Below are 13145 nucleotides of genomic sequence, written 5' to 3'. Positions count from 1 at the left end.
CAAGTGCCCTCCGGCCTCTCAAACGACTTGTAGCATTCATGGGTACGTCCTTCTTGACAGAGATGGGCTGAGCCGGACCCCGGGGAGACGCGCCGCTGCAACGGCTCTTGCGCTCCCCGGGGGCCGGTGTTTCCGGTATGCCGCCCCGCCGGCGTGTGACGGGGCCGCGGTCGCGCCGCGGGGCCGGGGTCAGCCGCGCAGGGCTGCCATCGCGTCGTAGCTGACCTTCGAGAGCTCCATCGACTGGTTGGGCGCCGTCACCGCGTTGCCGGGAGCGGTGTCCATCTCCCACATCGGGTTGTGCGAGCCCTTTGCGCCGACCCGACGCAGGAACGTCGAGTAGTCGATGTCGCCCTGGCCGAACGGCGCCATGACGTAGCCGTTGCTGTTGGCTGGGTCGGACTTGCCGTCCTTGGCGTGGAAGAGCGGGAAGCGCTGCGTCTGGGCGGCGACGACAGCGGCCGGGTCGAAGAGCGCCGGGACGACCGAGCCGTCGGGCGCGGTGTAGCTCTTGTGCTTGAACTGAGCGACGTGCGCCCAGTAGATGTCCATCTCGAGGAAGACGTACTTCGGGTCGGTGTTGGCGAGGAAGTACTCGAGACGGCGGATGCCCGAGGACCGGGTGGGCCGCCCCTGCGCATCGGCCGGCCCGCTGTCGAGCAGGAAGCTGTAGGCGATGTCGTGGTTGTGGGTGTAGAGCTTGAGGCCGTGCGAGGCCGCGCGCTCGCCGAAGAAGTTCCAGCGAGCTGCCGCGGCGTCCCAGTCGGCGACGTAGGCGCTTCCGGTCGGGTCGCTGCCCGTGCCGATGTGGCCCATGCCGAGGATGTTGGCGATCTCGCACGCGGTGTCGAACTGCGCGATCGTCGTGTCGGTGATGGTCGAGGGGACGGAGCCGTGGTTGCCCTCGGCCTCGAGGCCGAGGTCGTCGAGCCACGTGCGCAGGGCGGTGGCGCCGGCGACGGTGTTGAGGTCGGCACCGCCCTCCGCGTTGGCGTGCTGGCGGAAACCGGCGAACTCGATCTGGCGGTAGCCGATCGACGAGAGCTCGGTGAGGACCTCCTTGAAGCCGGAGGCGAAGGGCGAGGCCAGCGGGTCACGGCCGACCGCGTCGCGCACGGTGTAGAGGATGATGCCGCGACGCGGCGCGGGGATGAGGATGCCGTTCGCGCCGGGGGCGGCCTTGGCCGCGGCACCGGTCATGGTCACGGCGGCCGCCATGCCCGTCGTCGCCGCGAAGAACTGACGGCGGTTGAGGCCGAGCTTCGTGACGAGCTTCAGCGGGTTGACGTCGTTGTCGTTGTGCATGGTGTGCGTGCTCCTTCAGGGAGTGACAGAGACTTGGTTCGTACGTGTCGAGCTGGTCGAGCTGATCGAGCTGTCGAACGTGTCGAGCTGGGTGGGACGGTGCTCCTTTCAGCACGGGCGACGTGGCTGCACGTGGTGTCTGGTCAGGACAGGGATGGAGACGGCACGCGGGCCCCGTCGATCGGGGTCCAGGACCCCTCCCGCTCCGCGCTGGTCTCGACCGCCGACAGGATCCGCTGCACCTGGAACCCGTCGGAGAAGGAGGGCCGGGGGTCGGAGCCCTCGGCGATGGCGGTGACGAGGTCGACCGCCTGGTGGGTGAACGCGTGCTCGTAGCCGAGCACGTGGCCGGGCGGCCACCACCCCGCGACGTAGGGGTGGGTCGCCTCGGTGACGAGCACCCGGGTGAAGCCGGCGTCTCGCGCGTCGACGGTCGCGTCGTGCACGTGCAGGACGTTCATGTCCTCGAAGTCGAAGGCGAGTGATCCGCGAGTTCCGTTGATCTCCAAGCGGATCGCGTTCTTGCGGCCGGTCGCGAAGCGCGTGGCCTCGAAGGTCGCCAGGGCACCACCGCTCATCCGCGACACGAGCACCGCTGCATCGTCGACCGTGACCGCACCACGCGCGGCGGAGCCGTTGGATGCCGAGGTCCCGCTGATGCCGCTCGTGCCGACGAGGCTGGGGTCGCTCACCGGGCGTTCGCGCACGAACGTCTCGGTGAGGGCCGACACCCCCGTCAGGTGCTCGCCGGTGACGAACTGGGCGAGGTCGATGATGTGCGCACCGACGTCACCGAGGGCACCGGACCCGGCGCGCTCCTTCTGGAGCCGCCAGGTGAGCGGCGACTCGGGGTCGACGAGCCAGTCCTGGAGGTAGGCGCCGCGAACGTGCACGATGCGGCCCAGCTGTCCCTCGTCGACGAGGCGGCGCGCATACGCGATGGCGGGCACCCGGCGGTAGGTGAAGCCGACCATCGACCGCACACCGAGGGCGGCGGCAGCCTGCGCCGCCTGGACCATGCGCTCGGCCTCCTCGACGGAGTTGGCAAGCGGCTTCTCGCACAGCACGTGCTTGCCCGCCTCGAGCGCGGCGACCGCGATCTCGGCGTGGGTGTCGCCCGGCGTGCAGATGTCGATGATGTCGATGTCGTCGCGCTCGAGCAGGCGCCGCCAGTCGGTCTCGACGGACTCCCAGCCGAAGCGGTCCGCCGTGTCCCGGGCCGCAGCCTCGTTGCGTCCGGCGACGGCCGCGAGCCGCGGGACCGCCGGGACGTCGAAGTAGCTGCGTGCGTTGCGCCAGGCCTGCGAGTGGGCACGCCCCATGAAGGCGTAACCAATCATCCCCACCCCGAGGGCAGGCTTGCCAGAGTTGCTCATGTCGTCCTCAATCCGAGGTCAGTGGGTTCCGGTGGTCCAGATCCGTTGCCCGCGCCGGAGGTTCCGGCGCGGGCAGCCGGCGATCAGGACTCGAAGCCCAGCGGCAGGTACTGCTCGACGTTGTCCTTGGTGACGACCGGCGCGTTGAGGACGATGCGCTTGGGCACCTCGACCTGCACGAGGTCGCTCAGGCCCTTGCCCTGGGCGATGAGGCGCGCGAGCTTGATGCCGTCGGCCGCCTGCGTGGGCGGGTAGATGACCGTGGCGGCCATCTTGCCTTCCTGGATCCAGCGCATGGCGTTGGCCGAGCCGGCGCCGCCGATGAAGGCCATCTCGTGACGGTTCGCCTGGTCGAGGGCGGCCATGACGCCGACACCCTGGTCGTCGTCGTGGTTCCACAGGACGTCGATCTTCGGAGCGGCCTGGAGCAGGTTGGAGGCCTGCTTCTCGCCGGACTCGACGGTGAACTCGGCCGCGACGCGGTTGTCGACGGTCTGGTTGCACGCCTTGAGCGCGTCGGCGAAGCCCTTGGAGCGGTCCTGCGTCAGCGGCAGGGCGTCGATGCCGGCGATCTCGGCGATGACCGGGTTGGTGAGGTTCTTGTCCTTGACGACCTGGCACGCGTAGGTGCCGGCCGAGACGCCCATGCCGTAGTTGTCGCCGAGGATCGTCGAGCGCGCGGCGAACGGGCTGGAGAACTCGCGGTCGACGTTGATGACCGGGATGCCGGCCTGCATCGCCTTGGTCGCGACCTCGGTGAGGGCGGCGCCGTCCGTCGGCAGCAGGACGATGGCGTCGACCTTGTCGTTGATGAAGGTCTCGATCTGGCTGATCTGGAGGCTCGCGTCGTTGGTGCCCTCCGCGGCCTTGAGCTCGACGTCGCTGTGCTTCTTGGCCTCCTCGAGGGCCGAGTTGTTGATGGCGGCAAGCCAGCCGTGGTCGGCCGCGGGGCCGGAGAAGCCGATGACGACCTTCTTGCCGGGGGCGTCGTTGCTGCTGGCGGCGTTGCCCGCGGGCTGCTGCGTCGAGGCGGCCGGCGTCGTGGCCGGCTCGTTGCTCGTGCACCCGGCGGCGACGAGGGCGGCGCTCAGGGTGATCGCCGCGAAGGCGATCCGCTTGGTGGTGAGGGGAAGTGATGCAGACACGCTGACTCCTATGTGAGCGGGGTGGTGAGGTGATGCTGTGAGTTGTGGTGCAGCGCCTCGGGAAGTCCCCCCCTTGGCGAGTGGACGACGACCCCGGGTGGGGAGGCCGACCGGACGACAGCCGTGGTGGCTAGGTCGACCTGGTGCGGGAGACCCGCTGTTGGAGCAGGACGGCGGCGACGATGATGGCTCCCTTGGCCACCGCCTGCGTGGAGGTGTCGAGGTTGTTGAGGGTGAAGACGTTGGTGAGCGTCGTGAAGATGAGCACACCGAGGACCGTGCCGACGACGGTGCCGCGACCGCCGCTGAGCAGCGTGCCGCCGATGACGACCGCCGCGATGGCGTCGAGCTCGTAGAGGGTGCCGTGCGTCGAGGTGCCGGTCGTCGTGCGGGCCATGATCATGACGGCCGCGATGCCGCACGCGACGCCGAGGAGGATGTAGAGGTACATCGTCTGGCGCTGGACCCGGATGCCGGCGAGGCGCGCGGCCTCGGGGTTGCCACCGATCGCGAGGGTGCGACGGCCGAACGTCGTGCGGTTGAGCAGGACCCACCCGACGACCGCGACGATGGCGAAGAGGATGACGAGCACCGGGATGCCGAGCACGCTGCCGCCGAAGAAGTTGATGAAGTCGCGGTCGCGGATGATCTGGGTGCGCCGCTTGGCGATGATCTCGGCCAGACCGCGGGCCGCAGCGAGCATCGCGAGAGTGGCGATGAACGGTGCTATCCGCCCGTAGGCGATGAGCACGCCGTTCACCAGGCCGCACACGCCTCCGACGGCCAGTGCGGCGAACACCATGACGATCCAGTGGAAGTCGGCCGCAAGGGTCTGGGTGGCGACGGTCGTCGCCCACACCGACGAGAGCGCGACGATCGCGCCGACCGACAGGTCGATGCCGCCGCCGCAGATGACGAAGGTCATGCCGACGCTGACGACGCCGATGACCGAGCCGAGGCGCAGGATCGTCAAGGCGTTCTCGGGGCTGGCGAAGCGGTCACCGGCGGTGATGATGCCGACGATGATGAGCAGCACGAGGGCGACGACGAGACCCGCGTTGCGTCCCAGCGGGCCGCTGAGGAAGCCGGCGAGACCACCCTGGCGGGACGGCATACCCCCGACTGGCGGGCCCTGCTGGGCCACCGGATCGACAGCCCCCGTCCGGTCGGTGCCCGGGTCCCCGGACGGCGGTTCGGCCTTCGTGACGTCGGCGCTCATGCCGCGTCTCCCTTCAGGATGATGTCGAGGACGGCGTGCTCGTCGAGCTCGTCGGCGCGGCCCTCGTGGCGGACGGTGCGGTCGGCGAGGACCAGCACCCGGTTGGAGAGCCCGAGGACCTCGGGGATCTCGCTGGAGACGACGACGACGGCGACGCCGTCGTCGGTCAGGCGGCGGATCAGGGCGTAGATCTCGGAGCGGGCGCCGACGTCGACGCCACGGGTGGGCTCGTCGAGCAGGAGCACGCGGCAGCCACGGAGGAGCCAGCGGGCGAGGACGACCTTCTGCTGGTTGCCGCCCGAGAGGGTGCGCGACTCGCGGTGGATGCCCCGCGGCCGCACGTCGAGCGACTCGAGCAGCTCCTCCGCCGACGTGTTCTCGCCGTCGCGGTCGAGCAGGCCGGCACGCGAGAAGCGGGCGAGCGACGCGAGGCTGATGTTGGAGGCGAGCGACGCACCGAGCACGAGTGCCTGGCTCTTGCGCTCCTCGGGGCACAGGCCGATGCCGGCGGACACCGCGGCGGGAACCGACCCGGGCCGGACGACGCGGCCGTCGACCGTGACCGTGCCGGTCGTGGCCTTGCGCGCCCCGAAGATCGTCTCGACGACCTCGGACCGGCCGGAGCCGACGAGCCCCGCGAGCCCGACGACCTCGCCGGGACGAACATCGAAGGAGACGCCCGAGAACTCGCCCGTGCGACCCAGCCCCTCGACCCGCAGCAGCGGCTCGCCTGCGGGCACCTCGGGCTTGGGCGGGAAGACGTACTCGATCGAGCGACCGGTCATGTGCCGGATGAGCTCCTGCGTCGGGGTCGTCTTGGCGTCGAGCCCGGTCGTCACCGTGCGGCCGTCCTTGAGGACGGTCACCCGGTCGCCGATCTCGCGGATCTCCTCGAGGCGGTGGGAGATGTAGATGACGGCGACGCCCTGGTCGGTGATCTCGCGGATGACGCGGAAGAGCTGGCTCACCTCGCCGGCGTCGAGGACGGCCGACGGCTCGTCCATGATGATGAGCTTCGCGTCGAGGGAGAGGGCGCGCGCCATGCTGACGATCTGGCACGAGGCGGCCGAGAGCGTGCCGACCTCGACCGCGGGCGAGATCTCGGAGTGGCCCAGCCGGGCGAGGAGCGCCGCAGCCGCGCGGCGGGCCGTTGACCGCTGCGAGAAGCCGAAGCGCGTCTGCTCGTGGCCGAGGAAGATGTTTTCGGCGACGGAGAGGCCCTCGACGAGGTCGAGCTCCTGGTACATCGTCGCGACACCGAGGTCCATTGCGGCCTGGGGGTGGCTGAGGGTGACCTGCTCGCCCTCCCACTCGATGGTGCCCTCGTTGGGCTCGTGGACCCCGGCGAGCACCTTGATGAGGGTGCTCTTGCCGGCGCCGTTCTGGCCGAGCAGGCAGTGGACCTCACCGCGCTGCACGTCCAGGTCGACGCCGCCGAGGGCGACGACACCGGGGAATCGCTTCACCACGCCGGTCATGCGCAGGAGAGGGGCGGTCGCCTCGTCTCGTCGTCGAGATGTCATGCGTCACACCGTGGCCCACTTCTGTCTGGGCGTCAAGCAAAAGTTTGTAATCGATCTGACAAAGACTGTTTCGTGACACACAGAAGCCGGATGTGCTTCACTTCGAAGGTGCGTATCGCCCCGTCCTCGCAGCCCATTGCGCCGTCGACCGGCGCCGGTGAGCTGCTCCAGCTGCTGCGCGACCAGACGCCCCGCACCCGGGCGGAGCTCGCCAAGCTGACCGGCCTCGCCCGGTCCACAGTCGGATCACGCGTCGACGCCCTCCTCGCGAGCGGGCTGCTCGCCCCGAGTGGTGAGGCCGCCTCGACCGGAGGGCGCCCGCCGGTGCGGTTCGCCTTCAACCCCGAGGCCCGCGTCGTCGTCGGAGCCGACCTCGGCGCGACCCACGGCCGGATCGCCCTGACCGACCTCGCGGGGCGCCCGCTGTGCGAGATCGGGGAGGACGTCGCGATCACCGACGGCCCCGAGACCGTGCTCGACTGGGTCACCTCGACCACCACCCGCATGCTCGACCTCACCGGCCGCACTGCCGCGGACCTCATCGGCGTCGGCATCGGCGTGCCGGGCCCCGTCGAGCACTCGAGCGGCCGCCCCAAGCGCCCTCCGATCATGCCCGGGTGGGACAACTACGACGTGCCGGCGCACGTGGGCCGCGTCTTCGACGTGCCCGTGCTCGTCGACAACGACGTCAACATCATGGCTCTCGGCGAGCACGCCGTGGCTCACCCCGACGTCGAGCACCTCCTCTTCGTCAAGGTCGCCACCGGCATCGGTGCCGGCATCATCAGCGGCGGACGCCTCCACCGCGGAGCCGTCGGCGCGGCCGGCGACCTCGGCCACGTCGCGGCGCCGCACGCCCCCGAGGTGCTCTGCTCCTGCGGCAACCTCGGGTGTCTCGAGGCGGTCGCGAGCGGGCCCGCGATCATGAGGGCGCTCGCCGAGATCGGCATCACCGCCACGTCCAACGCCGACATCGTCGAGCTCGTGCGCGGCGGCAACATCCCGGCCGCCCACGCCGTGCGCCAGGCCGGCCGCACCATCGGCGAGGTGCTCGCCACCTGCGTCAGCCTGCTCAACCCGTCGGTCATCGTCATCGGCGGCTCGCTCGCCCAGGCGGGCGAGAGCCTCATCGCCGGGGTCCGCGAGGTCGTCTACGGACGCTCGCTCCCCCTCGCCACGAGCGACCTGCAGATCGTCGCCGCGACGACCGGCGTCCAGGCCGGCGTCATCGGGGCCGCGACCATGGTCATCCAGCACGCCCTGTCAGCCGACCGGGTCGACCTCGCGATCGCCGCGCAGTCGGCGTCCTGACGCAGCGGAGTCCTGACGCAGCGGTGTCCTGACGCGGCGGCCGCGCAGGCCCACCACAATGGGTCCATGACCGATCACCGCGCCGTCGACACCTGGCTCACCGACATGGACGGCGTGCTCGTCCACGAGGAGGACGCCATCCCGGGCGCGTCGGAGTTCGTCGAGGTGCTCAAGGCGTCGGGCAAGCGCTTCCTCGTGCTGACGAACAACTCGATCTTCACCCCCCGCGACCTCGCAGCCCGCCTGCGCGGCAGCGGCATCGACGTGCCCGAGCAGGCGATCTGGACCTCAGCCCTCGCCACCGCGCAGTTCCTCGCGGAGCAGCGCCCCGAGGGCAGCGCCTACGTCGTCGGCGAGGCGGGCCTCGTCACGGCGATGCACGACATCGGCTACGTCATGACCGACCGCGACCCCGACTACGTCGTGCTCGGCGAGACGCGCACCTACTCCTTCGAGGCGATCACCCGGGCAATCCGTCTGATAGAGAAGGGCGCTCGCTTCATCGCAACCAACCCGGACCCGAGCGGCCCGAGCCCGGCGGGCACCCTGCCGGCCACCGGCTCGGTCGCGGCGCTCATCTCCACCGCCACCGGACGCCAGCCCTACTACATCGGCAAGCCGAACCCGCTCATGATGCGCAGCGCGCTCAACCGGCTCGACGCCCACTCGGAGACGACACTCATGGTCGGAGACCGCATGGACACCGACATCATCAGCGGTCTCGAGGCAGGCCTGCGCACTGTGCTCGTCCTCACCGGATCGACGAGCCGCGCCCAGATCGAGCACTTCCCCTACCGCCCGACCCGGGTCGTCGACTCCGTGGCCGACCTCATCGAGCTCGTGGGCGACCCCACCCCCGCCTGACCCTCCCGTATGCCGTCAGCCCCGCCACGCGGCATACCGCGGGGTCAATCGAGAGAGCACTCCGTCGGACGCCCGCCCCCTGATGACAATCCAAAGAGCACTCCGTCGGACGCCCGCCCCCTGACGACAATCCAAAGAACACTCCGTCGGGCGCCCGCCCCCTGACGACAATCGAAAGAGCAGTTCGTCGCCCTTCGACGCGACCCGCGGGCGCGCGCTCGACGGCGACGAACTGCTCTTTCGATTGTTGGGGACGGTCAGGCCTTGTGGTGCGACGGCGCGAGGGCGTAGACGGGCGTGTCGATCCCCTCGAGCCGGGCCTTGAGCTGCATGGCGAGGTAGCGGGAGTAGTGGCGCGACTGGTGCAGGTTGCCGCCGTGGAACCACAGGTTGTCCTGCTGCGTGGGCTTCCACATGTTGCGCAGCTCGCCCTCCCACGGGCCTGGGTCCTTCGTCGTGTCGGAGCCGAGGCCCCAGCACTTGCCGACAGCGTCGGCGACCTCCTGGTTGATGAGCTGGGCGGCCCAGCCGTTCATCGACCCGTAGCCGGTCGCGTAGACGACGGCATCGGCCTCGAGCTCGGTGCCGTCCGCCAGCACGACGGCGTGCTCGGTCAGGTGGTCGACCTGCCCTCGCACGAGCCGGATCGCGCCCTTGGCGATGAGCTCGGAGGCACCGATGTCGATGTAGTAGCCCGACCCGCGCCGGAGGTACTTGAGGAAGAGGCCCGAGTCGTCGTCGCCGAAGTCGAGGTCGAAGCCAGCCGACTCGAGGGCGGCGTAGAAGTCCTTGTCCTGCTCACGGATCGCGTCGAACGCCGGCCGCTGGAAGTCGGCGAGGATCTTGTAGGGGATCGACGCGAAGACGAGATCCGCTGTGTCGTGGTCGATCCCGGCTGCGACGGCCTCTTCGGAGTAGAGCGGACCAAGGACCTTGTCCATGAGCGAGTCGGACTTCACGATGTGCGTGCTCGACCGCTGGAGCATGATCGGCTCGGCGCCGTTCTGCCAGAGGTCGGCGCAGATGTCGTGGGCGGAGTTGTTCGACCCGATGACGACGACCTTCTTGCCCGCATAGCGCGCCCCGCCGGGGTGCTTGCTGCTGTGGTGCTGGTCGCCGCGGAAGACGTCGTGGCCAGGCAGCGTCGGCACGTTCGGTATGCCGCTCATGCCCGTCGCGAGCACGAGCTGGGCCGGGTGGAGCACCACCTCACGGCCCTCCCTCGTGACGTGGACGGTCCACGTGCCGGCGTCCTCGTCGAAGGAGGCGGAGGTCGCCTCGGTGTTGCTCCAGTAGTCGAGCTCCATCACCTTGGTGTAGCTCTCGAGCCAGTCGCCCATCTTGTCCTTGGGCGTGAAGACCGGCCAGTGGTCGGGGAAGGGCAGGTAGGGCATGTGGTCGTACCAGACCGGGTCGTGCAGGCAGAGCGAGTGGTAGCGGCTGCGCCACTGGTCGCCCGGCCGCGGGTACTTGTCGATGACGAGCGTCGGCACGTCGAGGCGGCCCAGACGCGCGGCGAGACCGATGCCGCCCTGACCGCCACCGACGACGAGCACGTAGGGCTCGGCGTCGACCCCGTAGGACTCGACCCGCTGCCGGCGCTTGTCGAGCCAGTTCTCGGTCGAGACGTTGACCCCATGCTCGGCACCGCGGGGCCGGCGCGTGCCGGACGGCTCGGGGTGGTCCTTGAGGGCCTGGGCGCTCGTCAGGAGGGTCCACGCCTTGCCGTCACGCACGCGGACGAGGCCCTTGCCCGTGAAGGTCGCGTTGCCGAAGGTGAACCACGCCTCGGCCACGCCGTCGGCCTCCGACTCGGAGGTGGTGACGATCTCTCCCGGCCAGGCCTGCGGCCCGACGCTGCCGAGCATGTCGGCGATCGCCTCGCGCCCCTCGGAGGTGTGGATGTTCCACGTCATGCTGATGAGGTCGCGCCAGTAGCACTCCTCACCGAAAAGGCCTGTCACCCGGTCGATCTCGCCCGAGGCCAAGGCCTCGCCGAAGCTCTCGAGCCAGGTGCCCGCCGTCAGCTGCTCACCCATCGCCAACTCCTTTGTCCACGTGGTGGGTCGTTCGGGCAGACGCTAGGAGCCAGAGGCGGGGCGCGACAGAGTTGCAGAACGTTGCACCCCACCCCAATCCAAAGAGCAGTTCGTCGGCTGCCAGCGACCCCAAGTGGCAATCGAAAGAGCAGTTCGTCGGCTGCCAGCGACCCCAGACGGCAATCGAAAGAGCAGTTCGTCGGCTGCCAGCGACCCCAAGTGGCAATCGAAAGAGCAGTTCGTCGCCCTTCCACGCGGCCGCGCGGGCCCGCTCGACCGCGACGAACTGCTCTTTCGATTGCTGGGGGCCGCGCTCGACGGCGACGAACTGCTCTTTCGATTGTTGGGTGCGGGGGTCAGGGGGTGTCGGCGCGCACCGTTGCCGGTGCGGTGAGGCGGTAGGGCCGGCTCTCGATGAGGCCGCCCAGGCGCTTGCGCAGCCGCGACATCTCGGCCCGGATCGTGACCGGCGAGCCCACCCCGTCGAGCCGTGCCATGAGGGCCGCCGTGTCGAGACCCGCAGGGTGCTCGGCGAGCAGGGCGACGATCTCGGCGTGGCGCTCACTGAGGGGCACCTCGACGGTCGTGTCGCCGCTCGCGACGACGACGTGCGCCGGCGGGCGTCGCACGACCTCGACCCGCACGGCTGCGGCGAGTGCGACGTCCTCGTGCAGCACCCACCCGCCGCTGATCGCCTCGGCCCGCACCTGCCCGATCTCGGGCACCCAGAGCGAACCGGCCCGCAGGCTGCTCGGCACCCAGACCCGCTCGCCGACGCCGTAGCCCTCCGCCCGCGCCACCCACCCGTGCCGGTCGACGACGACGAAGCGTCCGGCGCCCGCACACGGCTCGCTCGCACGCGCCACCCGGCGGAGGTCGCGCTCGTGCTCCCCCGCGAGCTTCTCGACCGCTTCGCGCACGGCCATCGTCACGAGCATGAGCGTGTGCGGGTGGGCCGTGCGGAAGGCACCACTCAGCGTGACGACGCCGAGCGGCATACGGGCGCGACGGTCGAGGATCGGGGCACTCGTGCACACCCACGCGTGCTGGTCCTCGCGGGCGTGCTCGGGGCCGAAGATCTGGACGGGACGCCGCTCCTCCATCGCCGTGCCGAGGGCGTTGGTGCCGACGTCGCCCTCGCGCCAGCGGGCGCCCTCGACGAAGCCGAGACCGTCGCTCTGGCGGCGCACGGGCGACGGACCGAACATCCACAGCGGGTAGCCCTCGTCGTCGCTGATGACGAGCTCGTTGCCGGCCTCGTGCGCGAGCGGCAGGAGGCGCTCCTTGAGCAGCGGCACGACCGAGCTGAGCAGCTGCGACCGCTCGCGGCGCCCGAGCAGGGCGTCGTCGGAGATCGGGCGCGACACCTTGTCGCCCTCCGGCGTCTGCCGCAGCCACGACCGGGCGACCACGCCGCGCGCACCCTGCGGCACCTCACGCGTGTGGGCCCACGTGCGGTGCAGGCGCAGGAGGTCGCGCGCCTTGGCTGCGGGATCCTCGAACGCCGTCAGGGCGGCTTCGAGTCCGGAGGCTGTCGTCATGCGCACCTTTGCGACGGACATCTGGGACAGGGCTTGCATCGGGCTTGCGGTGGTTCGGCGCCGAGGGGTCACCTCGAGACACCCGATCGTGACACGGCGGCACCGCCCTTGGGTAGGTCGCCGGCGTCAGCCGCGGGCCAAGAGCCGCCGCCACCACGAACCGCGCCCCTGCCGCCCCTGCCGCGCCTCCCGCTCCTGCTCGGCACGCTGCGCCGCCTCGCGCTCCACCCGCGCCCGTCGTTCCTGCGCCTCGACCTCGCCCCGCAGGATCCGCCACTGGGCGACCATCTCGTCGACGTCGAGGGTCTTGGCGAGCATGGGCGGCAGGTTGCCGACCGCGGGCCGCAGCCGGTCGGCGAGCACGCGCTTGTTGTAGTCCTCGATGACCTCGCGGACGTTCGCCTCCGTGCGCACGTCCACGAGCGACGCGGGGTAGCCCGCGGCCTCCTTGCGCAGCGCGAGCGCACCGGGCAGCGCACCACCGAGGTCGAGGTTCTCTCGCGCGGCGAACCGCTTGAGCCACCAGTCGGGGTCGCCCGAGTCGCTGAGGTCCAAGGGCTTGCCCGCCCCGGGCAGGTTGTCGAAGTCGCCGCGCTCCTGGGCCTCGCGGATCTGCTTCTCCACGGGGCTCTCCCACGAGGGCTGACTGGCCATGCCGTCTACGCTAGACGATTCCGTATGCCGGGTGGCGGGCAGCGCTGGAGGGTGCGATCCGCTGCTGTGGGGGTACGTGCACGGGACGGGCCGCGGGTCTGCCGACGCCCTGCGTGCGAAGAGACGTGCGCACACCGCCGTGCGGGCACAGCCGCACGGACAGACCGG

General features: G+C 70.5%; 10 protein-coding genes. 2 read left to right on the top strand and 8 right to left on the bottom strand.

Annotation, left to right across the window (positions count from 1 at the left end; all coding sequences use genetic code 11):
• Nucleotides 1-189: 189 nt before the first annotated feature.
• The 5 genes from FHX52_RS12340 to FHX52_RS12320 all read right to left on the bottom strand — a co-directional run bounded on the left by FHX52_RS12340 (nucleotide 190) and on the right by FHX52_RS12320 (nucleotide 6523).
• Nucleotides 190-1305: a sugar phosphate isomerase/epimerase family protein gene (locus tag FHX52_RS12340; RefSeq protein WP_141822435.1), complete on the bottom strand. Its 1116-nt coding sequence runs from the start codon at nucleotides 1303-1305 to the stop codon at nucleotides 190-192.
• A 143-nt stretch (nucleotides 1306-1448) separates the two neighbouring features.
• Complete coding sequence (locus FHX52_RS12335; protein ID WP_141822433.1) at nucleotides 1449-2681, bottom strand: Gfo/Idh/MocA family protein; 1233 nt, start codon at nucleotides 2679-2681, stop codon at nucleotides 1449-1451.
• A gap of 83 nt (nucleotides 2682-2764) precedes the next feature.
• Nucleotides 2765-3826: a substrate-binding domain-containing protein gene (locus FHX52_RS12330; protein WP_141822432.1), complete on the bottom strand. Its 1062-nt coding sequence runs from the start codon at nucleotides 3824-3826 to the stop codon at nucleotides 2765-2767.
• 130 nt (nucleotides 3827-3956) lie between these two features.
• A complete protein-coding gene (locus FHX52_RS12325; RefSeq protein WP_141822430.1) occupies nucleotides 3957-5045 on the bottom strand; it encodes an ABC transporter permease in 1089 nt (362 codons plus the stop codon).
• On the bottom strand, nucleotides 5042-6523 hold the full coding sequence (locus FHX52_RS12320; RefSeq protein WP_141823663.1) for a sugar ABC transporter ATP-binding protein: 1482 nt from the start codon (nucleotides 6521-6523) through the stop codon (nucleotides 5042-5044). Before FHX52_RS12320 ends, FHX52_RS12325 begins: the two co-directional genes overlap by 4 nt.
• A 135-nt stretch (nucleotides 6524-6658) precedes the next feature.
• On the opposite strand from FHX52_RS12320, the gene FHX52_RS12315 reads away from it, so the two are divergent.
• Nucleotides 6659-7879: an ROK family transcriptional regulator gene (locus FHX52_RS12315; protein WP_141822428.1), complete on the top strand. Its 1221-nt coding sequence runs from the start codon at nucleotides 6659-6661 to the stop codon at nucleotides 7877-7879.
• Between the two features lie 66 nt (nucleotides 7880-7945).
• Nucleotides 7946-8743 carry an HAD-IIA family hydrolase gene (locus tag FHX52_RS12310; protein ID WP_141822426.1) on the top strand — a complete coding sequence of 266 codons (798 nt, stop codon included), beginning with the start codon at nucleotides 7946-7948 and terminating at the stop codon, nucleotides 8741-8743.
• 257 nt (nucleotides 8744-9000) lie between these two features.
• Here the strand turns inward: FHX52_RS12310 and FHX52_RS12305 are convergent, their stop codons facing one another.
• From FHX52_RS12305 to FHX52_RS12295, 3 genes are all read right to left on the bottom strand, one after another.
• Nucleotides 9001-10782, bottom strand: coding sequence for an NAD(P)/FAD-dependent oxidoreductase (locus FHX52_RS12305; RefSeq protein ID WP_141822424.1), 1782 nt, complete (start codon nucleotides 10780-10782; stop codon nucleotides 9001-9003).
• Between the two features lie 356 nt (nucleotides 10783-11138).
• Nucleotides 11139-12323, bottom strand: a complete 1185-nt coding sequence (locus FHX52_RS12300) for a helix-turn-helix domain-containing protein (protein WP_141822422.1) — start codon at nucleotides 12321-12323, stop codon at nucleotides 11139-11141.
• A gap of 126 nt (nucleotides 12324-12449) precedes the next feature.
• Nucleotides 12450-12977, bottom strand: coding sequence for a DnaJ family domain-containing protein (locus FHX52_RS12295; RefSeq protein ID WP_141822420.1), 528 nt, complete (start codon nucleotides 12975-12977; stop codon nucleotides 12450-12452).
• Between the last annotated feature and the right edge of the window lie 168 nt (nucleotides 12978-13145).

The organism is Humibacillus xanthopallidus (genome assembly GCF_006717145.1).
GTDB classification, from domain to species: domain Bacteria; phylum Actinomycetota; class Actinomycetes; order Actinomycetales; family Dermatophilaceae; genus Humibacillus; species Humibacillus xanthopallidus.
The sequence above is the reverse complement of the archived record's forward strand: the minus strand, read 5'-3'. Positions and strand labels throughout refer to the sequence as shown.